A 22220-nucleotide genomic window follows, 5' to 3' on the forward strand; every position below is an offset into this window, starting at 1 on the left:
AGGAGCGGGCGACGGTGTCCGCATCGTGATACCGACACGACTTGTAGCTTTGTTGTATCTAAGCTGTGCGCATGCCCGTCGCTCCCGTTCCCGCCCCCGCCTCGGCGCCCGGCTCCGCGGTCGTTCCCGCGGCTGCCTCCCCGGTCGTTCCCGCGCCGGTGAAGCAGGCACCCGCCGCCGACCGCGTCTACATGCACGTCAAGCAGGCGGTCCTCGATCGCCGGTACGAGGGCGGGACCCTCCTCACCGAGGGCGAGCTGGCCCAGGCCGTCGGGGTGTCCCGTACGCCGGTACGCGAGGCGCTGCTCAAGCTGGAGATGGAAGGACTGCTCAAGCTCTACCCCAAGAAGGGCGCGCTGGTCCTCGCCGTCTCCGCGCAGGAGATCGCCGACGTCGTCGAAACCCGGCTGCTGGTCGAGGAGTTCGCCGTCCGCCGGGCGGTGCCCGCTCCCGCGGCGCTGATCGAGCGGCTCGAAGAGCTCCTGGAGGAGCAGAAGCGCCGGGCCGGGGCCGGGGATCTGGCCGAGGTCGCCGTGACCGACCGCTGCTTCCACGCCGAGATCGTCAAGCACGCCGGCAACCAGATCCTGGCCAGGCTCTACGACCAGCTCCGCGACCGGCAGCTGCGGATGGGCGTGGCCGTGATGCAGTCCCAGCCGGACCGGATCGCCAAGAACATCACCGAGCACGCCGAGATCCTGGACCGGATCCGCGCGGGCGACGCGGAAGGCGCCGCCGCCTGCGTCCGGCAGCACCTGAGCTGGGTCAAGGTCGTGGTCCGGGGGGAGGCCCGATGAGCGGATCCGCCGTCTCCCTGCCGGGCGACCCTCCCGGCGGCCGCCGCGCCGCCCTGGTCTGGGGCGTCGGCGTCGCCGTCTACTTCGTCGCCGTCATCTTCCGTACGTCCCTGGGCGTCGCCGGGCTCGACGCCGCCGACCGCTTCGACGTCAACGCCTCCGCGCTCTCGACCTTCTCGATCCTCCAGCTGCTCGTCTACGCGGGCATGCAGATACCCGTCGGCCTGATGGTCGACCGGCTCGGCACCAAGAAGGTCCTGACGCTCGGCGTGGTCCTGTTCACCGCCGGACAGCTGGCCTTCGCGCTCTCCCCCTCGTACGGCCTCGCCCTCGCCTCCAGGGCGATGCTCGGCTGCGGCGACGCGATGACCTTCATCAGCGTGCTGCGGCTCGGCGCCCGCTGGTTCCCGGCCCGGCGCGGCCCGCTGATAGGCCAGGTCGCCGCGCTCTTCGGCATGGCGGGAAACCTGGTCTCGACGCTGGTCATCGCCCGGATGCTGCACGGCATGGGCTGGACGGCGACATTCGTGGGCAGCTCCCTGGCCGGCGTCCTCGTCCTCGTGCTCCTGCTGCTGTTCCTCAAGGACCATCCCGAGGGGCACGAACCCGCGCCGGCCACACACGCAGGCACCGCCTATGTGCGCCGGCAGATCGCCGAGTCCTGGCGCGAGCCGGGAACCCGGCTCGGTATGTGGGTGCACTTCACCACCCAGTTCCCCGCCATGGTGTTCCTGCTGCTTTGGGGGATGCCGTTCCTCGTCGAGGACCAGGGGCTCTCCCGGGAGACCGCCGGCGCGCTGCTGACCCTTGTGGTCGTGTCCAACATGGTCGTGGGGCTCGCGTACGGCCAGATCATCGCCCGCCACCACGGTGCCCGGCTCCCGCTGACGCTCGGCACGATCGGCGCCACGGCCCTGCTGTGGGGGGCCACTCTCGCCCACCCCGGCGACCACGCCCCCATGTGGCTGCTGGTCACCCTCTGCGCGGTGCTCGGGGCGTGCGGCCCCGCGTCCATGATCGGGTTCGACTTCTCCCGGCCCGCCAACCCCCCGGAACGGCAGGGCACCGCCTCCGGCATCACGAACATGGGCGGGTTCGTCGCCTCGATGACCACCCTGCTGGCGGTGGGTGTGCTCCTCGACGCGACCGGCGACAACTACCGGATCGCGTTCGCGTCGGTGTTCGTCCTGGAGGCGCTGGGGCTCACCCAGATCCTGCGCCTGCGGGCCCGCGCGGCACGCCGGGAGCAGGAGACCCTGGTGGCCAGCCGGGTGGAGGCGGTCCACGTCCCCGTCTGAGGCTCTCAGGGGGTGACGGCGAAGTTGTCCAGGATCGCCTCGGCCAGGGCGGTGTCGCCCTCGGTCTTGATCTTGTCCGCGACCGCCCCCGGACGGACCCGCCCGCACGCCAGCCGGACGTACGTCTCCCAGTCCAGGGTCAGCGTCGCCGCCGGGCCCAGCGAAGGGGCGCCGTCGACCGAACCCCGGCCGTCCGCGTCCACCCGGACCGTCCGCAGGAACTCGACCGGCCCGTGCACGTCGAACACGACGGCGGAGTTCGGCGGCGCGCCCGCGTCCTTGGCGACCACCCTCGGCAGGACGGCCAGGAAGTTGTCACGGGCGACATGGGCGCCGGGGGAGTCGAGATTGCCCGGCTGCCCGAGCGTGGTGCGCAGATCCTGCTCGTGCACCCAGACGTCGAAGGCCCGCATCCGGTAAGCGACTTCGAGGGTCTGCTCGGCGCCCAGCGGGGCCCGGATCAGATGGTCGGGCGCGCGGTTCTCGTTGCGCAGCTGACGGGCGCGCCGGATCAGCACGTATTCCAGCTCGGACGTCATCTCCGGCGCGGTGTGGTGCCGCCGCACATCGACCTGCATCTCCATGTAGCGGGCGAACTCGCTGCGGACATGGTAAAGATCGCGGGGCAGTGTGTGGATCGGCCGCGGGTCGCCGAGCATCTCGCACTCCATGCCGATGACGTGCGACACGATGTCCCGCACCGACCAGCCCGGGCACGGCGTGGCACGGTTCCACTCTCCCTCCACGAGCGGCTGCACCAACTCGGCTATGGCTTCGATGGAGTGGGTCCAGGCATCGGCGTAGGTCTGAAGGCTGGGATGGACGGTCACGGGACCCCTCGGCGGTTCTGCGGTGCGCGGGCTGAAAACTGACTGCATGGGAGGCTCGGACGCTAAGTTACGCTGCCCGAAGGCACCCCGGCAGTGCTTTCGTGTGACGATCGTAGGCCCGTGTTGACGACTCGAATGCCAGGACGGTGGTAGTGTGCGCGCCTCGTTGATCCAGATCGCTGTAGACCTGGACGAACCGGTCCATGCGCGTCGGCAGCGGGCCGCCGCGCTGGTACGTGAGGAGCGCGGCTCCGACCTCGTCGTGCTGCCCGAACTCTGGCCCGTCGGCGCGTTCGCGTACCAGTCCTTCGAGGCCGAGGCCGAGCCGCTCCAGGGCCCCACGTACGAGGTGATGGCGAAGGCGGCGAGCGAGGCCGGTGTCTGGCTGCACGCCGGCTCGATCGTCGAGCGCGCCACCGACGGCCGTCTCTACAACACCTCCCTGGTCCTCTCCCCGGCGGGAGAACTGGTGCGCGCCTACCGGAAGATCCACCGCTTCGGCTTCGACAAGGGCGAGGCCGTGATGATGGCCGCCGGTGCGGAGCTGGTCACGGTGGCCCTCCCGGAACTGACCATCGGCCTCGGCACCTGCTACGACCTGCGCTTCCCCGAACTCTTCCGGGGCCTCGTGGACGCGGGCGCCCAGGCCTTCGTCCTCCCGGCGGGCTGGCCCGAGCGCCGCCGCGACCACTGGACACTGCTGGCGCGCGCCCGCGCGGTGGAGAACCAGGCGTACATGCTGGCCTGCGGCACGGCCGGTACGCACGCGGACGTCGAGCAGGCGGGCCACAGCATCGTGGTGGACCCGTGGGGCGAGGTCCTGGCCGAGGCGGGATCGAGCGAGGAGATCCTGCGGGTGGAACTCGACCGGGCCAAGGTGGACGTGACCAGGGACCAGTTCCCGGCCCTGAAGGACCGGATCCTCGGCATGGAGCCCCCGCGCCACTGAGCCCAGCCGCCGAACCCCGCCCCGAGCCGCGCCGCTCAGCCGCGCCGCCGAGCCCCGCCCGGGCGGGTCAGTCCTCCCGCTCCTTCTCCGCCATGCGGATGACGCACACGGCGACGGCGATCATCAGCGCCGCGTCGGCGTCCTCCCGCACGACGTTCACGGCGTACGTCTCCCGCACCCGGAACCACTGCCGGGAGATGTGCGCCAGCAGCTCCCCGTCGTACTCGACCGTGAACTCCCGGTCCAGGATCCGCCCGCTGACATCGAGCTCAGTGCCGTCGACGAGGTCGACGCGGTAGTGATTGCGCAGCAGCGAGAGCCGCTTCCGGCGGATCGTCGCAAGCGTCCGCTCCTCGCGCTCGACCGTCATGGCGTCGCGCAGGCTGAACATCTTCTCCCGCAGGGTGATCAGCACCTGCCCGGAGGAGTCCTTCAACTCCAGGGTGTCGCGCAGCCGCAGCGCCTTCCCGTCGACGAGGAACGCCTGGTGCCCCTGCTCGTCCTCGATCCAGTAGTCGTCACCGACGGCGAAGATCTTGTCCCGTACGAGGTATTTCATGGGTCAGAGATCGCTGGTGTCGAGATCGAGGTCGAAGGGGGTCGGGAGGTGCAGCGGGGTGCCGAAGGGATGGGGGCCGTCGACACGGGTGTAGCCGAGGCGGCCGGGTTCGGAGAACAGGGAAACGCTCTGTTCGGACCGGTCGATCAGGAGGTAGAGGGGCGCGCCGTATTCGGCGTAGCGCTTGCGCTTGACGACCCGGTCCGTCTCGGCGTTCGACTCCGAGGTGACCTCGACGACCAGGAGCGTCTGGCTGGGCACCAAGGCGTGGGCGCCCTTGGCGAGATCCTTGGGAACCACGGCGATGTCAGGGACGTACCAGTTGGGCGAGCTGGGCAGGTCGAGGTTTCCGGAGCCGGTGACGCATCCCAGCTCCTTGACCCGCGGTTTGATCTGGTCGCGGACCACTTCTGCAGCGCTTTGGTGGTCCCAGGTCGGCGGCACGATGTCGATGACCCCTTCGATGACCTCGGCGTGGTCGCCGCGGATCCTCTGAACGGCGAACTTCAGGGCACGCTCCTGCTCGATGCCCTCGCTGTACTCGGGCGCGGTGGTCATCAGCGACGCTCCTTCCCTCAGCACGTGCGTCAACGGTCCCACGCGGGCCCACGCCCCGTCGCCGCCCCGGCTCAGTGTCACCCGTGAGTGTGTACGAGAGGGATGGCACCCTTGAACCATGAACGATTCCGCATCGGCGCCCACCCCCGCGCCCGCACCCCGACGTGCCCGTGTCCGTGCCCCCGAGCTGATCGGCAAGGGCGGCTGGCTGAACACCGGTGGGGAGGAGCTCACGCTCTCGGCCCTCCGGGGGAAGATCGTTCTGCTCGATTTCTGGACATTTTGCTGCATTAACTGCCTTCATGTCCTCGATGAGCTCCGCGAGCTGGAGGAGAAGCACCGCGACACCCTCGTGATCATCGGGGTCCACTCGCCGAAGTTCGTGCACGAGGCCGAGCATCGGGCCGTCGTCGATGCCGTCGAGCGGTACGAGGTGCACCACCCGGTGCTCGACGACCCCGAGCTCGCCACCTGGAAGCAGTACGCCGTGCGGGCGTGGCCGACGCTCGTCGTCATCGACCCCGAGGGGTATGTCGTCGCCCAGCACGCCGGTGAGGGCCACGCGAACGCGCTCGCGACACTCGTCGAGGAGCTGGAGGCCGCGCACGAGGCCAAGGGGACGCTGCGGCGGGGGGACGGGCCGTATGTGGCGCCCGAGCCCGTCGCGACCGATCTGCGCTTCCCCGGGAAGGCCGTCCTCCTGCCCGGGGGCACCTTCCTCGTCTCGGACACCACCCGTCACCAGCTGGTCGAGCTCGAGGCGGACGGCGAGACGGTGGTGCGGCGGATCGGCGACGGGGAGTTCCGGGAGCCGCAGGGGCTCGCGCTGCTGCCCGACGGCAAGGTGGTGGTCGCCGACACCGTCCATCACGCCCTGCGGATGTTCGATCCGGCCACCGGCGCCGTCGAACTCGTCGCCGGCACGGGCCGCCAGTGGTGGCAGGGATCCCCCACCTCCGGGCCGGCCCTGGAGGTCGACCTGTCCTCGCCGTGGGACGTCGCCTGGTGGCAGGGCAAGGTGTGGATCGCGATGGCCGGTGTCCACCAGCTGTGGACGTACGACCCCGGCACCGGCACGGTCGAGGTCGCAGCGGGCACGACCAACGAGGGACTGGTCGACGGGCCCGCCGGCGAGGCGTGGTTCGCGCAGCCGTCCGGGCTCGCGGCCGCCGGCGACCGGCTGTGGGTCGCCGACTCCGAGACGAGCGCGCTGCGCTGGATCGAGCCCGACGGATCCGTCCACACCGCAGTGGGCACCGGCCTCTTCGACTTCGGGCACCGGGACGGCGAAGCGGGCCAGGCGCTCCTCCAGCACCCGCTGGGCGTCACCGCGCTGCCGGACGGGTCGGTCGCCGTCTCGGACACGTACAACCACGCGCTGCGCCGGTTCGACCCGGCGACGGGCGAGGTGACCACGCTGGCCACCGATCTGCGCGAGCCGAGCGACGCGGTGCTCGTCGGCGACGACATCGTGGTCGTCGAGTCGGCCCGGCACCGGCTGACCCGCCTGCGGCTGCCCGAGGAGGCCGTGCAGGTGGACGCGGTCGCCCACCGGACGCAGCGCGAGGCGACTCAGGTGGCTCCGGGCCGGCTCCGTCTCGACGTGGTCTTCCAGGCGCCGACCGGGCAGAAGCTGGACGAGCGGTACGGACCCTCCACGCGGCTGCTCGTCTCCTCCACGCCGCCGGAGCTGCTGGCGGAGGGGGAGGGGACGGGCACGGACCTCTTCCGTGACCTGGTCCTGAACCCGGAGGTCACCGAGGGCGTGCTGCACGTCTCGGCGATGGCCGCGTCCTGCGACGACGATCCGGCGAACGAGTACCCGGCCTGCCATGTGCACCAGCAGGACTGGGGGGTGCCGGTGAAGGTCACCGGCGAGGGGGTCTCCCGACTCCCGCTGATCCTGGCGGGCCTCGACGCCTGAGGCGCCGGCACGCACCAGGGACGCGGGAGGGGGCACACGGGGGTGTTCAGTACGCGAGGCCCTGACGACGGGGCGGCCGCGCGGCCGCCCCGTCCAGACAGCCGGCCACCCACGCCGACGGGCTGTGGGTGGCCTTCTGGCCGCCCGCCCCTTCGCTCTCCATCCGCGCGCAGCCGCCGTCGAGCATGTCCCGGACGCGGTCGCCCCTGACGTCCGCCTGCCGGATGCGCGTGCTGTGGATGAAGCCGGCTTCGTAGGCGATGTCGGTGCCCCACGGGGGCCGTTCGTTGTACTTCCAGGTCACGATCCCGCCGACGGCCGTGCAGAGCGCGACGGCGGCGGCGGTCGAGAGGAAGAACTTCTTCCGTGACGGCCCGCTGTGATGGATCAGGGCTGTCTGCTGTCCCAACAGAACCATGGTCAACAGCGTGCCGCCGCAGGGGTTTCCCGGATGTTTCGCCCGACGGGCGAGCGCTACCGGGGTGTCAGTAGCGCCGCTCGTCGGGGGTGTCGACCACCGTCGGGGCGACGGGTGGCACAACGGCCCGCCGACGCCTGGCGATGCTGGTGAACGTCGCGACGCCGATCAGTCCGACAGCCATCAGGATCAGCCCCACCAGATCGAGGTTGATGCCGTCGAGCTCCCAGTCGGTGGCGAAGGTGAGGATCGCCCCCACCGCTATGAGGATGATGCAGCCGCCCAGGCCCATGGATCCCGCCTCCTTCTCGGGTAGACCTCTCGGGTACCCGGGCAGCCCGCACCTACACGCCCCGCTCCGGGGACCGTTGGGCGGGGCCGCCCGGCGCGGGCGGACCGGGGTCAGCCTTCGAGGAACGCCACGAGCGCGTTGGCCAGCAGGAACGGGTCGTCGGCGCCGCACAGTTCGCGGGCGCTGTGCATCGACAGGATCGCGACGCCGATGTCCACGGTCGTGATGCCGTGGCGGGCGGCGGTGATCGGGCCGATGGTCGTGCCGCAGGGCATGTCGTTGTTGGAGACGAACGCCTGCCACGGCACGCCGGCCTTCTCGCAGGCCGCGGCGAAGACGGCTCGGCCGCTGCCGTCGGTGGCGTACCGCTGGTTGACGTTCACCTTGAGGATCGGGCCGCCGTTGGCGCGCGGGTGGTGCGTCGGGTCGTGCCGCTCCGCGTAGTTGGGGTGCACGGCGTGGCCGGTGTCGGACGAGAGGCAGACCGTGCCGGCGAAGGCGCGCGCCTTGTCCTCGTACGCGCCGCCGCGGGCGAAGACCGACCGTTCCAGGATCGAACCGAGCAGCGGGCCCTGGGCGCCGGTGTCCGACTCGGAGCCGTTCTCCTCGTGGTCGAAGGCGGCGAGGACGGGGATGTACTCCAGGTCGGGCCGCGCCGCCACGGCGGTGAGCGCGGCGACGCCGGCGTGCACCGAGATCAGGTTGTCCATGCGGGGGCCGGCCACGAGCTCGCGGTCGCGGCCGAGGTAGGCGGGCGCCTCGATGGAGTGGACCATGAGGTCCCAGCCGGCCACGTCCTCGTCGTCCACGCCCGCCTCGTCGGCGACGAACCGGATCAGGTCGCCCTCGTGGACCTCGCCGAGGCCCCAGATGGGCTGCATGTGGCGCTGGCGGTCCAGCTTGAGGCCGTCGTTGACCTGACGGTCGAGGTGGATGGCGAGTTGGGGGACGCGGAGCACGGCCCGGTCGATGTTGACCAGCCGGTGGGTGCCGTCGCGCAGGGTCAGCCGGCCGGCGAGTCCGAGGTCGCGGTCGAGCCAGGTGTTGAGCAGCGTCCCGCCGTACGTCTCCACGGCCACTTGCCGCCAGCCATGGGCACCCATGTCGGGGAACGGCTTGACCCGGAGGTTGGGGGAGTCGGTGTGGGCGCCGACGATCCGGTACGGGGTGTGGGCGGTGGCGCCCTCCGGCACGTACCAGGCGATGATCGCGCCGCCGCGGATGACGAACTTGCCGCCGCTGGAGCCGTCCCAGGCGTCGGTCTCGGCGAGTTGACGGAAGCCGGCCTTCTCCAGCCGCTCGCCGGTGTTGGCCACGGCGTGGTACGGCGAGGGGCAGGCGGCGAGGAAGGCCATCAGGTCGTCAGTGTGTCCGCGGTCGAACGGAAGAGGTGCGCGTGCGGCGCTCTCCGGCGTGGTGGCGGCGGGTGAAGGGCGGGAGGTTGCGCTGCTCATGGGTTCACCATACGGGCGGGCGGCAGCGGCGATCGCCCGGCGGAGCAGGGGGTGTTGTCAGTGGTGCCTGCCAGTATCGGTCCTGTCCACCGATCGTGACGGTGATCGTGCCCGGAGGTGCCTTGTGACCACAGTGACCGCTCCCGCCTGCGCCGCGTGCGACGCTCCCCGCGCCGAGTGGAACGGCCGGATCGGGCTGGCGCTCTGCGCTTCCTGCACGGCTGCCGCGACGGGCACCGGTGAGCGGGATCCGGTGCTGCTCGGCGACATCCTGCCGGTGACCGCGGCGGCGCTGCGGGTCCGTGTGCCCGCGCCGCGGACGGGCGGGCCGGGTGACGGGCCGTCGGTGGTCTGCCGGTCCTGCGGGCGGCGGGCGGTGCGGCACCGCACGGTCGCGGGTGGCTGGGTGGCGATGGAGCCGGGCGAGCGGCCGGCGGCGGGTGTGCCGCGCGGTGAGCGGTGGCAGATCGCGGGGGACGGCACGGCGGTGCGTCTGCGCGGGGCGGCGCCGTCGGACACCTGCCGGGTCAGCCACTTCTCGGTCTGTCCGGGGCGATGACACGACGACGGCCCGCCCCCGGTGACCGGGAGCGGGCCGTGCGGGCCGTGCGTGGGCGGGCGTACTAGAACGCGGCCTCGTCCAGGTCCATCAGCGAGCCGTCGACCGCCTCGGCGAGCGCGCGCTCGGCCGAGACGCCGGGCAGGATGTTGGCGGCGAAGAACTTCGCGGCCGCGATCTTGCCCTGGTAGAAGGCGCGGTCCTTGGCGGAAGCGCTTCCGAGCTTCTCGGCGGCCACCGCGGCGCCGCGCAGCAGCAGGTAGCCGACGACGACATCGCCGGAGGCCATCAGCAGACGGGTGGTGTTGAGACCGACCTTGTAGATGTTCTTCACGTCCTCGCCGGTGGCGGTGAGGTCGGTGAGCATCGTGCCGACGATGGCCTCGAGGTCCACGGCGGCCTTGGCGAGCGCGTCGCGGGCGCCGGCCAGCTCCTCGCCGCCGGTGCCGACCGCGAGGAACTTCTTGATCTCCTCGGCGAGGGCGTTCAGCGACTGGCCCTGGTCACGGACGATCTTCCGGAAGAAGAAGTCCTGGCCCTGGATGGCCGTGGTGCCCTCGTAGAGGGTGTCGATCTTGGCGTCCCGGATGTACTGCTCGATCGGGTACTCCTGCAGGTAGCCGGAGCCGCCGAAGGTCTGCAGGGACTGGGCCAGCTGCTCGTAGGACCGCTCGGAGCCGTAGCCCTTGACGATCGGCAGGAGCAGGTCGTTCAGGCCGTTGAGCGCCTTGGAGTCCTCACCGGCGGCCTCCTTGGCCTGGATCTCGTCCTGGATCGTGGCGGTGTAGAGGACGAGGGCGCGCATGCCCTCCGCGTACGCCTTCTGCGTCATCAGCGAGCGGCGGACGTCGGGGTGGTGCGTGATGGTGACCTTGGGGGCGGTCTTGTCCATGAAGTTCGCCAGGTCGGAGCCCTGGACGCGCTCCTTGGCGTACTCGAGCGCGTTCAGGTAGCCCGTCGACAGGGTGGCGATCGCCTTCGTGCCGACCATCATCCGGGCGAACTCGATGATCATGAACATCTGGCGGATGCCGTCGTGCTTGTCGCCGATCAGCCAGCCCTTGGCGGGGTGCTGGTCGCCGAAGGTCATCTCGCAGGTGTTGGAGGCCTTGAGGCCCATCTTGTGCTCGACGTTCGTCGCGTAGACGCCGTTGCGCTCGCCCAGCTCGCCGGTCTCCCAGTCGAAGTGGTACTTGGGCACGAGGAAGAGCGAGAGGCCCTTGGTGCCCGGACCGGCACCCTCGGGGCGCGCGAGCACGTAGTGGAGGATGTTCTCCGACATGTCGTGCTCACCGGACGTGATGAAGCGCTTCACGCCCTCGATGTGCCAGGAGCCGTCCTCCTGCTGGATCGCCTTGGTGCGGCCGGCGCCGACGTCGGAGCCGGCGTCCGGCTCGGTGAGGACCATCGTCGAGCCCCACTGCTTCTCGACGGCGATCTCGGCGATCTTCTTCTGCGCCTCGTTGCCCTCCTCGAAGAGGACGCCCGCGAAGGCGGGGCCGGAGGAGTACATCCACACGGCCGGGTTCGAGCCGAGCAGCAGCTCCGCGTAGCTCCAGATCAGGGAGCGCGGGGAGGTGGTGCCGCCGATCTCCTCGGGCAGGCCCAGGCGCCAGTACTCGGAGTCCATGAAGGCCTGGTAGCTCTTCTTGAAGGAGGCCGGGACGGGGGCGGTGTTGGTCTCGGGGTCGAAGACCGGCGGGTTGCGGTCCGCGTCGGCGAAGGACTCGGCGAGGTCGTTCTCCGCGAGGCGGGCGATCTCCTCGAGCACGCTCTTGGCGGTCTCGACGTCCATCTCCGCGAACGGACCGGTGCCGTACACCTTGTCACGCCCGAGCACCTCGAAGAGGTTGAACTCGATGTCGCGGAGATTCGACTTGTAGTGCCCCATGGCGACGGCTCCGTAAGGATCGGGAGAGGGTTCTCGTACACATACCAACAAGTAGCTACGATGATGCTACCCGTCGGTAATAAGAGCAACCCCTATCCCCATATCTGTGACGCAGTAGGCTCTGGACCATGTACGGCTACGAGCAGAATCAGGGTGCCCAGCAGCAGTACGCCCCGCCGCCGCAGCAGCAGATGCAGGGTGGATACGGGCAGCAGCCGCCGCTGTACCCGGAGCCGTCCCCGCCGTCGCTCGCCGACGCCGTGCGGGCCTTCACCACCGGGTCGATGGCCGCCGAGGACTTCCAGCAGATCTTCGCGACCTCCAAGGTCTACTGCCCGCGCGGCGACAACCCCGGATTCCTCGCGCTGCACAACACCCAGCAGCCCGTCATCCCGATGTTCACCTCCCTCAAGGAGCTGCGCCGGTACGCGGGCAAGGAGTCCAAGTACTTCGTGATCACCGGCGCCGAGGTGATCGACCTGCTGCCCACCGGGTACGGGTTCGTCCTCGACATGGAGGGCGACCACCGGATGGTCTTCGACGCCAAGGCCGTGGAGCAGATGGTCGACTTCGCCATGCGCCGCATGTACGGCTAGTCCGCCGTCGCCGTCAGCCGGAACGCCCGGGGGGAATGCCTCCCGGGCGTTCCGCGTTCCCGGTGGCAGGAAGTTCATCCTTCAACTAAACTGGTCGACAAGAAGGAGGTCCCGCCATGCCTGCTGTGACTGTGGAGAACCCGCTCACCCTGCCGCGCGTCAGCGCCCCCGCCGACGCCGTCGCGCGTCCGGTCCTCGCCGTGACCACGGCGCCCACGGGGTTGGAGGGGGAGGGCTTCCCGGTGCGCCGCGCGTTCGCCGGGATCAACTACCAGTACCTCGACCCGTTCATCATGATGGATCAGATGGGCGAGGTGGAGTACGGGCCCGGAGAGGCGAGGGGTACTCCCTGGCACCCGCACCGCGGCTTCGAGACCGTCACCTACCTGATCGACGGAACCTTCGTCCACCAGGACAGCAACGGCGGCGGAGGGACCATCCAGAACGGGGACACCCAGTGGATGACCGCCGGTTCGGGCCTGCTGCACATCGAGGCCCCGCCGGAGCGTCTGGTCATGTCGGGCGGGCTCTTCCACGGCCTCCAGCTCTGGGTGAACCTCCCCGCCGCCGACAAGATGATGGACCCGCGCTACCAGGACATCCGCGGCGGCCAGGTCCAGCTCCTCACCTCCCCCGACGGCGGTGCGCTGCTGCGGGTCATCGCGGGTGAGCTCGACGGGAACGAGGGGCCCGGCATCACGCACACCCCCATCACGATGATCCACGCCACGCTGCGGCCGGGCGCGCAGATCACGCTGCCGTGGCGCGAGGACTTCAACGGCCTGGCGTACGTCCTGGCCGGACGCGGCGCCGTCGGCACGGAGCGCCGGCCCGTCCACATGGGGCAGACCGCGGTCTTCGGCAACGGCGGCTCGCTGACCGTCCGGGCCGACGAGAAGCAGGACGGGCACGCCCCCGACCTGGACGTCGTGCTGCTCGGCGGCCGCCCGATCCGCGAGCCGATGGCGCACTACGGACCGTTCGTGATGAACACCCGCGAGGAGCTCCAGCAGGCCTTCGAGGACTTCCAGAAGGGCCGCCTCGGCAGGATCCCGGCCGTGCACGGTATGCAGGACCAGGAGGGCCCGGGCCAGTAGAACCGGCTCGGCAGACCGCCAAGTACGCCGTACGTTCGGCCCGGGTGACGCACCGTCACCCGGGCGGACCCGTCCGGCGGGCCCGCGCCCCGCGGCCGTGATCGGGTGGTGCCGTGCAGACGCCGCGCTCCAGGACACCGCCGCCCCCACCGCTGCTCCCCCGGCCCGTGCGCCGTCTCGCCGCCTGGTGTGTGGTCGCGCTGCTGGTCGCCGGGGTCGCCGCCGTCGCCATCCGGCTCTGCGTCATCCTGCAGACCGCCGTCACCCCGGTCCTGCTCGCCATCCTCGGCACCGCGCTCCTCGGCCCGCTGCACCGGCGGCTCGTCGGACTCCGGATGAACCGCTCGCTCGCCGCCGGGCTCACCTGCGTCGCCGTCGTCGCCGTCGTCGGCGGAGCCACGTACATCGTCGTCAGCGCCCTGATCGAGACGGGCGACCAGATCCTCGACTCGCTGCGGCAGGCGGCCAAGGACCTGACCGCACACTTCGGGGCGGCCGGCACCTCCCTCGACGACCTCGCCAAGAACGCCAGGGAACTGCTCTCCAAGTTCGGCGGCACGGCGGCCTCGGGGGTCATCAGCGGCCTCAGCGTGGTCGGCGAGATGGTCGCCATCGCGGTCCTCGCACTGCTGCTGGTCTTCTTCTTCCTGCGCGACTCGGACAAGGCCGCCGACACGCTCAAGTCCCTCGCGCCCCGCTCCACCGGCGACACCCTCGAGGCGATGGGCCGCCGCGCCTTCGAGGCCGTCGAGGGGTTCATGCGCGGGACGACGTTCATCGCCCTCATCGACGCCCTCTGCATCACCGTCGGCCTGCTGATCCTCCGGGTGCCCGGCGCGGTGGGGCTCGGCGCGCTGGTCTTCGTCGGCGCGTACATCCCCTATCTCGGCGCCGTCATCTCCGGCGCGGTCGCCGTCCTCGTCGCCCTCGCCGACCGCGGATTCGTCATCGCGCTCTGGGCGCTCGGCGTGGTGCTCGCGGTGCAGGTCCTCGAGGGCCATGTGCTGCAGCCGATGATCCAGAGCCGGACGGTGCAGATGCACCCCGCCCTGGTCATGCTGGCGATCACCGCCGGAGCGTCCGTCGCCGGGATCCTCGGCATGCTGCTCGCCGTCCCGGCGACCGCCGCCGCCTTCGGCGTGATCGGGGTGCTGCGCACGCACTACGGATCACACGGTGGACCGCCCCCGGACGCGGTGACGCCCGAACAGGCCGAGTGACGTGCGGCGGAGCGGGCCGACGCGGGCTCAGGCCGCGGCGCTGCCCGGCTCGAATCCGGCCAGCATCTGCTCCAGCGCCTTCTGGTCGGGCCCGATGAAGGGATCCGCCGAGGTCGCGGCGGCGATCGTGGCGATCATCCGCGGGGCGAGGCCGACCGCGGGCGGCAGATGCGTGCAGAGGACCGTCTCCGGGTCCATGGTCCGCAGCGGTTCCACGGTCGCGAGGTACTGGTCCGGATTGACGACGTGGATCCACGGACTGTCGATGGTCGCCCACAGCAACTGCGCGTCGCGCAGATCGTCGGTGGGGACGTCGGCGGCCTGCCCCTGGTCGGCGATCTCGGCGCTGGGCATGGGGCCGCCGAAGCAGTCGGAGCTGAAGCAGGTGCTGGAGCGGTCGTCGTAGAAGCCGACCGTGGCGGGGCTGTCGTAGAGCGGCGGCCGGAAGGCGTGCAGCGTGCGGTCGCCGACGTCGAGCGACTGTCCGGGATTGAGCAGATAGACGCGGTCCATCGGCAGCGGGCGCTCGGTGGACATGATCCCGGCGCCGAGGAACGTCGTCACGATCCGCGCCTCGGGTGCCACGTCGAGCAGAGCGAACAGACCACCGGTGTGGTCCCGGTCGGGGTGGGTCAGCCAGATCCAGCGGACGTCGGCGGGATCCATGACCGAGCCGAGCGTGGCCACGAAGTCCCGGTCGGGCAGGGAGAGTCCGGTGTCGATGACGACGGGCTGCTCGGAGAACAGGACGAACGCGTTGACCGGGAGGAAGCCGATTCCGGGTACTTCCAGGAAGTCCCGCAGGACCGTGGTGTCACTTCCGACCTTCTGAGTACTCATGGCGGGCTCCGGTGGTCCCCCCCTTGCGGCCGTACAGGATCCAGTCTCCTCCTGGGGGGTACCGGACGCCCGTCGGCCGCCGGTCGGCGAGGGCAGGGCTACTCGGGCGCGGCCATGTCCTCGTACAGCTCGAACCAGATGGACTTGCCCTCGCCCCTCGGGTCCACGCCCCACGCGTGCGCCAGCATCTCCATCAGCACGAGACCCCGCCCCGAGGACGCCATCTCGCCCGGCCGCCGCCGGTGCGGCAGTTCGTCGCTGGCGTCCGCGACCTCCACCCGCAGCCGGCGCATCCCGTGGGCGCCCGTCGCCTCCGCGACGAGCAGCGCGTCGCCGTCCGTGTGGACGAGGACGTTGGTGATCATCTCGGAGACCATCAGAACCGCCGAGTCGAGCTGTTCCTCGTCGGTCCAGTCGTGCAGGAGCTGGCGGATCTGCTGCCGGGCCGCCGCGATCCGCTCCGGCTCGGCCTGGGCGATGGTCATGGCGGTGCGCCGGGGGGCCTCGGGGGCGGCGCTGCCGAGGCGCGACAGCAGCAGGATCGCGATGTCGTCCTCGCGGCGGTCGGCGAGGGGGCCGGTCGTGTAGTGGGAGCCGGGCCCGTGGACGGCCTCCACCAGGGTGTCGGCGAGCTCCTCGAGCGAAGCGCCGTCGTGGGCCTCCAGCAGCTTGCGGATCCGGGCCCAGCCGGAGTCGAGGTCGTGCCCGCCGGTCTCCAGGAGACCGTCGGTGCAGATCATCAGGGTCTCGCCCGGTTCCAGCGTCAGCCGGGTCGTCGGATAGTCCGTGTCCGGCACGATGCCCAGCGGCAGCCCGCCGGCCGTGGGCCGCAGCAGGACCGTTCCGTCGGTCATCCGGACGGCCGGGTCGGGATGCCCGGCCCGGGCGATGTCGAGGGTGCCGGTGGCCGGGTCGACCTCCAGGTAGAGGCAGGTCGCGAAGCGGGGCGAATGGTCCTCCTCGGCCCCGTCGGTGATGCCGTAGAGGAAGCGGGAGGCGCGGGAGAGCACCGCGTCCGGCCGGTGGCCCTCGGAGGCGTAGGCGCGCAGCGCGATCCGCAGCTGGCCCATCAGCCCGGCGGCCCGTACGTCATGGCCCTGGACGTCACCGATGACCAGGGCGATGCGCCCGCCGGGGAGCTGGATCATGTCGTACCAGTCCCCGCCGACCTGGAGGCCGCCGCCGGTCGGTACGTACCGAGCGGCGACGGAGAGCCCGGGGATGCCGGGGCCGAGGACCGGCATCATCGAGCGCTGCAGCCCCAGCGACAGCTCGCGCTCCGACTCGGCGACCCCGGCCCGGGCGAGGGCCTGGGCGAGCATCCGGGCCACCGTCGTCAGCACGGAACGCTCGTCGGGGGTGAAGGCGACGGGGTGTTTGAAGGCGGCCATCCAGGCGCCTATCGTGCTGCCCGCGACGATCAGCGGCAGAAAGCTCCACGACTCCCGGCCGAATCGTTTCGCCAGGGGCCAGGTCGCGGGAAAGCGGCGCCGGTACTCCTCCGGAGTCGGCAGATAGATCGCCCGCCCCGTCCGTACGACCTCCGCCGCCGGGTAGTCCGTGTCCAGCGCCATGTCCGTGAACGGGCCCTCGTCGCCGGAGCTGTGCCCGTGGTGCCCGATGATCGTCAGCCGGTCGCCGCGCACCCCGAACACGGCCAGCCCGTCCGGTGAGAACCCCGGCATCGAGAGCGAGGCGGCGACCCGCAGCACCTCCGCCGTCGACCGCGCCTCGGCCAGCGCCCGACCCGCGTCCAGCAGGAACGCCTCGCGCGAGCGCCGCCAGTCGCCGGTCACGGGTGTGGCCGCGGCGGTGCCGGGCTGCGGCTCGGCCACTTCCTGGAGCGTGCCGACGAGCTGGTAGTCGTTCCCCTCGATCATCGGCTTCGAGCGGCTGCGTACGGTACGGATGACCCGGCCGCTCTCGTCCATGATCCGCAAACGGGCCTCGGCGAGCGTTCCCTCGGCGACGGCGAGATGGACGACTCCGTCGATCTCGTTCCAGTCGACCGGATGAAAACGCGAACGCACCGCCGCCTCGGTGAGCTCGGCGGGCCGGGCGGGCAGCCCGAGCAGCCGGGCGGCCTCCGCGTCGAGGGTGACGATCCCGGAGGCGTTGTCCCAGCGCCACAGACCGGTCGCGATCGCGGCCAGGACGTCCTCGGTACGCATTGCCCCACCATAAGAAGATCGTGGGGGAAATCGCCACTGAGAGTATTCGAAAAGGGATCTTGGGGTGGACGGTAACCTTGACCAGTCGAGCCCTATCCCAATCCTGAAGACTGGATGAACGACGATGCATCGGTACAGGTCCCACACCTGCGGCGAGCTCCGCGCCTCAGACGTCGGCACGGACGTCCGGCTGAGCGGCTGGCTGCACAATCGGCGTGACCTGGGCGGCATCCTCTTCATCGATCTGCGCGACCACTACGGCATCACGCAGCTCGTCGCCCGGCCCGGCACCAAGGCCGCCGAGGTCCTCGACAAGCTGACCAAGGAGACGGTCGTCCGGGTCGACGGCAAGGTCGTCTCCCGCGGCGCCGAGAACGTCAACCCGGAGCTCCCCACCGGCGAGATCGAGATCGAGGCCGCCGACGTCGAGGTCCTGGGCGCGGCCAAGCAGATCCCGTTCACCATCAACGCCGACGACGGCGTCAACGAGGAGCGGCGCCTGGAGTACCGCTTCCTCGACCTGCGCCGCGAGCGCATGCACCGCAACATCATGCTGCGCACCGCGGTCATCTCCGCCATGCGGCAGAAGATGACGGCGCTCGGCTTCAACGAGATGGCGACCCCGATCCTCGCCGCGACCTCCCCCGAGGGCGCCCGTGACTTCGTGGTCCCGTCCCGGCTGAACCCCGGCAAGTTCTACGCGCTGCCGCAGGCCCCGCAGCAGTTCAAGCAGCTGCTGATGATCTCCGGCTTCGACCGCTACTTCCAGATCGCGCCCTGCTTCCGCGACGAGGACGCCCGTGCCGACCGTTCGCCGGGCGAGTTCTACCAGCTCGACATCGAGATGAGCTTCGTCGAGCAGGAGGACGTCTTCCAGCCCGTCGAGAAGCTGATGACCGAGCTCTTCGAGGAGTTCGGCGGCGGCCGTCACGTCACCTCGCCGTTCCCGCGGATCCCGTTCCGCGAGGCGATGCTGAAGTACGGCTCCGACAAGCCGGACCTGCGCGCCCAGCTGGAGCTCGTCGACATCACCGACGTCTTCGAGGGCTCGGAGTTCAAGGCGTTCGCCGGCAAGCACGTCCGCGCGCTCGCCGTGCCGAACACCGCCGACCAGACGCGGAAGTTCTTCGACGGCCTCGGCGACTACGCCGTCGAGCAGGGCGCGAAGGGCCTGGCCTGGGTGCGCGTGGCCGAGGACGGCTCGCTCACCGGCCCGATCGCCAAGTTCCTCACCGAGGAGAACGTCAAGGTCCTCACCGAGCGCCTCGGCCTGGATGCAGGCCACGCCGTCTTCTTCGGCGCGGGCGAGTTCGACGAGGTCTCGAAGATCATGGGCGCGGTCCGCGTCGAGGCCGCCAAGCGCGCCGGCCACTTCGAGGAGGGCGTCTTCCGCTTCTGCTGGATCGTCGACTTCCCGATGTACGAGAAGGACGAGGACACCGGCAAGATCGACTTCTCGCACAACCCGTTCTCCATGCCGCAGGGCGGCCTGGAGGCCCTGGAGACCCAGGACCCGCTGGACATCCTCGGCTGGCAGTACGACATCGTCTGCAACGGCATCGAGCTGTCCTCCGGCGCGATCCGGAACCACGAGCCCGAGATCATGTTCAAGGCCTTCGAGATCGCGGGCTACTCCCGCGAGACCGTCGAGCACGAGTTCGCCGGAATGCTCCGTGCCTTCGAGTACGGCGCCCCGCCGCACGGTGGCATCGCGCCGGGTGTCGACCGCATCGTGATGCTGCTCGCCGACGAGCCGAACATCCGCGAGACGATCGCCTTCCCGCTCAACGGCAACGCCCAGGACCTGCTGATGGGCGCCCCGACGGAGCTCGACGAGAGCCGTCTGCGGGAGCTCAACCTCCAGCTGCGCAAGCCGGTCGAGAAGAAGCCGGCCGACAGCCGCCCGGTCACCGAGGCCGTCCACCCGGACGCCGCCCGGTAACACCAGGAGTACAGCCGAAGGGGCCCGGGATCCGAAGTGGATCCCGGGCCCCTTCCGCGTGTGGGAGCGGACCGGCCCGACCCGGGTCAGTGGAGGGTGTAGCCCTGCCAGCCGGTGGAGACCTTCGTACCCGGGCCGAAGGTGCCCGTGCCCGTGCCGTTGTGACGCCACAGGGCGCCCGAGGTGTCCCGGGCGAGGAGGTCGCTGCGGCCGTCTCCGGTGATGTCGCCCGTACCGACGAGGGCGTTGTACGAGCTCCCCCAGTCGGTGGCGCGCAGGACGCGTGCGCCGAACGTGCCGGTGCCGGTGCCGTACACGCCCCACAGCTCATTCGAGTTGTCGTGCAGGAGCAGGTCGCCGTTGCCGTCCCCGTTGATGTCGCCCACGCCGACGATCTTCTTGTAGCCCTTGAAGGCGGTGCTCAGCTTCACGGCGGGGGCGAGGTACCCGGTGCTGTTGGTCGCGTAGAGGTACAGCGCGCCGGTCGAGGGGTTGCGGGTGATCAGGTCGGGCCGGCCGTCGCGGTTGACGTCGCCGGGCGAGGTGAGGACGTCGAAGGCGTTCCAGCCCGTGCCGAGGACCTTGTGCGCGGTGGCCGGCGTGACGGTGGCCCCGCAGGCCGGGGTGTAGCGCCGCATCTCGCCGTTGGGCATGCGTACGAGGACGTCGTTGCAGCGGTCGCCGTTCATGTCCCCCATGGGGACGGGCCGGACGCCGGCCGGCCAGCCGGCGCCGGTGACGGTGCCGGCGGGCTTTCCGGTGGCGGGATCGCCGTAGGAGATCCGCAGGCCGCCGCTGGAGGTGACCGAGAAGAGGTCACCGATCCCGTCCGGCGTCCTGGCACTGCCGCCGAAGTCCCGCGGCACGGCGGTGCCACCGGTCACGGTGATGCTGCCCGAGGCGAGGACGGTGCTGGTCGGCACGTAGGGCTGCTGCCCCTTCAGGGTCCATGTCATCCGGCCGTTGGGGGCGGTGGCGGCGGTGTCCTTGTCGCCCCGGCCGTTCCACTTCGGCGCGACCTTGGTCCCCATGCCGCTGAAGGTCTTGAAGGGCCGGCCCGACCGGTCGTTGAGGGTCAGGGTCCAGTCTGCCGTCTGGTCCAGCGTCCAGGACGGGGTCCACGCCCGGCTGGCGGTGGTGGTCCCGGCGAGGGCGACGGTCGAGGGGACCGTGGACCCCGTCACGGCGACCGGGGTCCCGCCGAAGGTCCGGGCGGAGTGCAGACTCACCGTCCGGTCGGGCTGGTTGTCGTGCCACACGATGGCGGCCTGTCCGGCGGGTCCCGCGGCGATGTCCGCCACGGGATCCATTCCGTAGCCTTCGGTGTCGGGCAGTCCGGCGGCCTTGGTCCATGTGTCGTCGGAGGAGGTCCGCGCGGCCTGCCTCAGGGTCTGGTGATAGGACCCGTTGGAGAAGACCCGATCCGTCCACACCACCCGGGCGGTGCCGTCGGGGCCGATCGACACCTCGTACCGGGCGTAGGCCTCGCCACTCTGCGAGACGGCCTGCATGGGCCCCCACGCAGCGGCGCCCGCGGTCAGGGTCGAGCTGCGGATGGTGGTCGGGGCGCTGTCGCCGCCGTCCCGCCAGTCCCACCAGACGAGCGTCACGTCACCGTCGGGCGCGATCAGCGGCTCCGGTGACGGGACGGTGGTCTCGTTCGCGTAGATCGGCACGGCCTTGGGCGCGTCCCAGCCGGCCGCCGCGCTCCTGCGGACGGACGCGCGCAGGCTCTGGGTGCCTTCCTCGCCCTCGCGCACGTCCTGCAGCGACCAGGTGAGGGCCAGCGAACCGTCAGGCCCCGCGCCGATGTTGGGCTCGTTGGTCCCGGCGTCGGGTACGGACATCGGCACCGGGGCGCCCCATGCGCCGGCGACGCCCGGGCGGGTGACCGTCTCGATGACCGCCAGGCCGTCGGGGGTGGTGTGCCGGTAGGCGATCACGGCCGTGCCCTGGGTGTCGACGGCGACGTCGGGGCCGTCGACCGACTCCTTTCCGGCGGCGGCGGGGGTGGCCACCGGAGCGGGTGCGGTCCAGGTGCCGTCGGCGGAGCGGCTCGCCGCGGCGACGGAGGCGGTGCCGGAGCCCGTCGGGTGCGCGGACCAGGCCGCCGTGACGGTGCCCTGGGGCCCGGCGGCCAGGCGGAGGTTCGCCACGGACATGCCGGCGTCCGTGCCGAGGATCTCCTTCGGCTCGGACCAGACCCCCGCGGTCACCGTGGCGGAGACCAGCCGGGCCGCCGAAGCGGGCGCGTCGGGGCCGCCGTCCTGGGGCAGTTCGACCCACAGCGCGGTGACCTGACCGCCGGCCCCGGCGGCGAGCTTGAAGTCGCCCCGTGGGGTCGGCGTCGTCGCGAGCGTACGGGCGGGCCCGAAGGTGTTGCTGTGCGCGGGACGGACCGCCGCGTAGAGCCGGCGCGAGCCGGGGCCGAACCCGTTCCACAGGATGACCGCCGAGCCGTCGGAGGCGATCACCATGTCCTGGGCGTCGATGAGTTCCTCGTCGCCGCTGACCCGCGTGGAAAAGTTCCACGGCGGCAGCGTGGCCGCGGCGGCGGTTCCCGCGGTGAGCAGGGGGACGGCGAGGCCCCCCGAGACGATCAGAGCGGTGGTGATGGCCGCGGCCAGTCGGCCGCGTGTGCGGGCGTGTACGCCCATGAAGCAGTCCCCCTCATCTTGTTGATCATGGGGTGGGACAGCCGGAGATGTCGAATGGTTGTACGGGAAGCGGTGGAACGGTGACGGGCCCGCACCGGTACCGGTGCGGGCCCGTCCCCCTCCGGACAAATCCCTCTTTGCCGCTCCAAAGGCCCCCGTCCCTCCTCG

At 71.0% G+C, this 22220-nt stretch carries 19 protein-coding genes; 9 read left to right on the forward strand and 10 right to left on the reverse strand.

All coding sequences use genetic code 11. From position 1 onward, the window contains the following. The first annotated feature begins 71 nt into the window (after positions 1 to 71). Together ACZ5VC_RS15190 and ACZ5VC_RS15195 are read left to right on the forward strand one after the other, a co-directional pair. The gene (locus ACZ5VC_RS15190) at positions 72 to 797 is read left to right on the forward strand and encodes a GntR family transcriptional regulator (RefSeq protein ID WP_469120501.1); all 726 of its coding nucleotides are present in this window, start codon (positions 72 to 74) and stop codon (positions 795 to 797) included. Further along, complete coding sequence (locus ACZ5VC_RS15195) at positions 794 to 2095, forward strand: MFS transporter (RefSeq protein ID WP_469120502.1); 1302 nt, start codon at positions 794 to 796, stop codon at positions 2093 to 2095. The genes ACZ5VC_RS15190 and ACZ5VC_RS15195 overlap by 4 nt, the downstream gene beginning before the upstream one ends. 5 nt (positions 2096 to 2100) lie before the next feature. Here ACZ5VC_RS15195 and ACZ5VC_RS15200 read toward each other — a convergent pair whose 3' ends face one another. After that, a complete protein-coding gene (locus ACZ5VC_RS15200) occupies positions 2101 to 2925 on the reverse strand; it encodes a maleylpyruvate isomerase family mycothiol-dependent enzyme (protein ID WP_469120503.1) in 825 nt (274 codons plus the stop codon). 154 nt (positions 2926 to 3079) lie between these two features. Here ACZ5VC_RS15200 and ACZ5VC_RS15205 point away from each other — a divergent pair, with 154 nt between their 5' ends. Further along, positions 3080 to 3874: a carbon-nitrogen family hydrolase gene (locus tag ACZ5VC_RS15205; RefSeq protein ID WP_469120504.1), complete on the forward strand. Its 795-nt coding sequence runs from the start codon at positions 3080 to 3082 to the stop codon at positions 3872 to 3874. Positions 3875 to 3941: 67 nt separating this feature from the next. Here the strand turns inward: ACZ5VC_RS15205 and ACZ5VC_RS15210 are convergent, their stop codons facing one another. Next, the gene (locus tag ACZ5VC_RS15210) at positions 3942 to 4433 is read right to left on the reverse strand and encodes an LURP-one-related/scramblase family protein (RefSeq protein ID WP_469120505.1); all 492 of its coding nucleotides are present in this window, start codon (positions 4431 to 4433) and stop codon (positions 3942 to 3944) included. Between the two features lie 3 nt (positions 4434 to 4436). Continuing rightward, positions 4437 to 4991 (reverse strand): Uma2 family endonuclease, encoded by a 555-nt coding sequence (locus ACZ5VC_RS15215; RefSeq protein ID WP_469120506.1) that lies wholly within the window; start codon positions 4989 to 4991, stop codon positions 4437 to 4439. A gap of 118 nt (positions 4992 to 5109) precedes the next feature. On the opposite strand from ACZ5VC_RS15215, the gene ACZ5VC_RS15220 reads away from it, so the two are divergent. Further along, the gene (locus tag ACZ5VC_RS15220) at positions 5110 to 6915 is read left to right on the forward strand and encodes an NHL domain-containing thioredoxin family protein (RefSeq protein WP_469120507.1); all 1806 of its coding nucleotides are present in this window, start codon (positions 5110 to 5112) and stop codon (positions 6913 to 6915) included. A 46-nt stretch (positions 6916 to 6961) separates the two neighbouring features. On the opposite strand, the gene ACZ5VC_RS15225 is transcribed toward ACZ5VC_RS15220, so the two are convergent. The 3 genes from ACZ5VC_RS15225 to ACZ5VC_RS15235 form a co-directional block, all read right to left on the reverse strand. After that, the gene (locus tag ACZ5VC_RS15225) at positions 6962 to 7333 is read right to left on the reverse strand and encodes a hypothetical protein (RefSeq protein WP_469120508.1); all 372 of its coding nucleotides are present in this window, start codon (positions 7331 to 7333) and stop codon (positions 6962 to 6964) included. 67 nt (positions 7334 to 7400) lie between these two features. Next, positions 7401 to 7625 (reverse strand): DUF6458 family protein, encoded by a 225-nt coding sequence (locus ACZ5VC_RS15230; RefSeq protein ID WP_468709107.1) that lies wholly within the window; start codon positions 7623 to 7625, stop codon positions 7401 to 7403. Positions 7626 to 7735: 110 nt separating this feature from the next. Continuing rightward, a complete protein-coding gene (locus ACZ5VC_RS15235; protein WP_469120509.1) occupies positions 7736 to 9079 on the reverse strand; it encodes a M18 family aminopeptidase in 1344 nt (447 codons plus the stop codon). A 124-nt stretch (positions 9080 to 9203) separates the two neighbouring features. Between ACZ5VC_RS15235 and ACZ5VC_RS15240 the strand changes: the two genes are divergently transcribed. Then, positions 9204 to 9638, forward strand: coding sequence for a DUF6083 domain-containing protein (locus ACZ5VC_RS15240; RefSeq protein ID WP_469120510.1), 435 nt, complete (start codon positions 9204 to 9206; stop codon positions 9636 to 9638). Between the two features lie 64 nt (positions 9639 to 9702). On the opposite strand, the gene ACZ5VC_RS15245 is transcribed toward ACZ5VC_RS15240, so the two are convergent. Beyond that, positions 9703 to 11529: an acyl-CoA dehydrogenase gene (locus tag ACZ5VC_RS15245; protein ID WP_469120511.1), complete on the reverse strand. Its 1827-nt coding sequence runs from the start codon at positions 11527 to 11529 to the stop codon at positions 9703 to 9705. A gap of 128 nt (positions 11530 to 11657) precedes the next feature. On the opposite strand from ACZ5VC_RS15245, the gene ACZ5VC_RS15250 reads away from it, so the two are divergent. From ACZ5VC_RS15250 to ACZ5VC_RS15260, 3 genes are all read left to right on the forward strand, one after another. Next, positions 11658 to 12125 (forward strand): SseB family protein, encoded by a 468-nt coding sequence (locus ACZ5VC_RS15250; protein ID WP_468709113.1) that lies wholly within the window; start codon positions 11658 to 11660, stop codon positions 12123 to 12125. Between the two features lie 116 nt (positions 12126 to 12241). Beyond that, positions 12242 to 13222, forward strand: coding sequence for a pirin family protein (locus ACZ5VC_RS15255; protein ID WP_469120512.1), 981 nt, complete (start codon positions 12242 to 12244; stop codon positions 13220 to 13222). 113 nt (positions 13223 to 13335) lie between these two features. Continuing rightward, positions 13336 to 14442: an AI-2E family transporter gene (locus ACZ5VC_RS15260; RefSeq protein WP_469120513.1), complete on the forward strand. Its 1107-nt coding sequence runs from the start codon at positions 13336 to 13338 to the stop codon at positions 14440 to 14442. A 27-nt stretch (positions 14443 to 14469) separates the two neighbouring features. On the opposite strand, the gene ACZ5VC_RS15265 is transcribed toward ACZ5VC_RS15260, so the two are convergent. Further along, positions 14470 to 15282, reverse strand: coding sequence for an oxygen-binding di-iron domain-containing protein (locus tag ACZ5VC_RS15265; RefSeq protein WP_469120514.1), 813 nt, complete (start codon positions 15280 to 15282; stop codon positions 14470 to 14472). 98 nt (positions 15283 to 15380) lie between these two features. Further along, positions 15381 to 17453 (reverse strand): ATP-binding SpoIIE family protein phosphatase, encoded by a 2073-nt coding sequence (locus tag ACZ5VC_RS15270; protein ID WP_469120515.1) that lies wholly within the window; start codon positions 17451 to 17453, stop codon positions 15381 to 15383. A gap of 124 nt (positions 17454 to 17577) precedes the next feature. Between ACZ5VC_RS15270 and aspS the strand changes: the two genes are divergently transcribed. Next, on the forward strand, positions 17578 to 19395 hold the full coding sequence (aspS, locus tag ACZ5VC_RS15275; protein WP_469120516.1) for an aspartate--tRNA ligase: 1818 nt from the start codon (positions 17578 to 17580) through the stop codon (positions 19393 to 19395). Positions 19396 to 19481: 86 nt separating this feature from the next. Here the strand turns inward: aspS and ACZ5VC_RS15280 are convergent, their stop codons facing one another. After that, the gene (locus ACZ5VC_RS15280; protein ID WP_469120517.1) at positions 19482 to 22052 is read right to left on the reverse strand and encodes an FG-GAP-like repeat-containing protein; all 2571 of its coding nucleotides are present in this window, start codon (positions 22050 to 22052) and stop codon (positions 19482 to 19484) included. Between the last annotated feature and the right edge of the window lie 168 nt (positions 22053 to 22220).

Source organism: Streptomyces sp. NPDC033174 (assembly GCF_055577795.1).

Excerpts from the sequence above, each read along its gene's own strand:
- ACZ5VC_RS15190 (WP_469120501.1), top strand. The coding sequence starts at position 72 with ATGCCCGTCGCTCCCGTTCCCGCCCCCGCCTCGGCGCCCGGCTCCGCG.
- ACZ5VC_RS15195 (WP_469120502.1), top strand. The coding sequence starts at position 794 with ATGAGCGGATCCGCCGTCTCCCTGCCGGGCGACCCTCCCGGCGGCCGC.
- ACZ5VC_RS15210 (WP_469120505.1), bottom strand. The coding sequence starts at position 4,433 with ATGAAATACCTCGTACGGGACAAGATCTTCGCCGTCGGTGACGACTAC.
- ACZ5VC_RS15215 (WP_469120506.1), bottom strand. The coding sequence starts at position 4,991 with ATGACCACCGCGCCCGAGTACAGCGAGGGCATCGAGCAGGAGCGTGCC.
- ACZ5VC_RS15220 (WP_469120507.1), top strand. The coding sequence starts at position 5,110 with ATGAACGATTCCGCATCGGCGCCCACCCCCGCGCCCGCACCCCGACGT.
- ACZ5VC_RS15225 (WP_469120508.1), bottom strand. The coding sequence starts at position 7,333 with ATGGTTCTGTTGGGACAGCAGACAGCCCTGATCCATCACAGCGGGCCG.
- ACZ5VC_RS15230 (WP_468709107.1), bottom strand. The coding sequence starts at position 7,625 with ATGGGCCTGGGCGGCTGCATCATCCTCATAGCGGTGGGGGCGATCCTC.
- ACZ5VC_RS15235 (WP_469120509.1), bottom strand. The coding sequence starts at position 9,079 with ATGAGCAGCGCAACCTCCCGCCCTTCACCCGCCGCCACCACGCCGGAG.
- ACZ5VC_RS15245 (WP_469120511.1), bottom strand. The coding sequence starts at position 11,529 with ATGGGGCACTACAAGTCGAATCTCCGCGACATCGAGTTCAACCTCTTC.
- ACZ5VC_RS15250 (WP_468709113.1), top strand. The coding sequence starts at position 11,658 with ATGTACGGCTACGAGCAGAATCAGGGTGCCCAGCAGCAGTACGCCCCG.
- ACZ5VC_RS15255 (WP_469120512.1), top strand. The coding sequence starts at position 12,242 with ATGCCTGCTGTGACTGTGGAGAACCCGCTCACCCTGCCGCGCGTCAGC.
- ACZ5VC_RS15265 (WP_469120514.1), bottom strand. The coding sequence starts at position 15,282 with ATGAGTACTCAGAAGGTCGGAAGTGACACCACGGTCCTGCGGGACTTC.
- ACZ5VC_RS15270 (WP_469120515.1), bottom strand. The coding sequence starts at position 17,453 with ATGCGTACCGAGGACGTCCTGGCCGCGATCGCGACCGGTCTGTGGCGC.
- aspS (WP_469120516.1), top strand. The coding sequence starts at position 17,578 with ATGCATCGGTACAGGTCCCACACCTGCGGCGAGCTCCGCGCCTCAGAC.
- ACZ5VC_RS15280 (WP_469120517.1), bottom strand. The coding sequence starts at position 22,052 with ATGGGCGTACACGCCCGCACACGCGGCCGACTGGCCGCGGCCATCACC.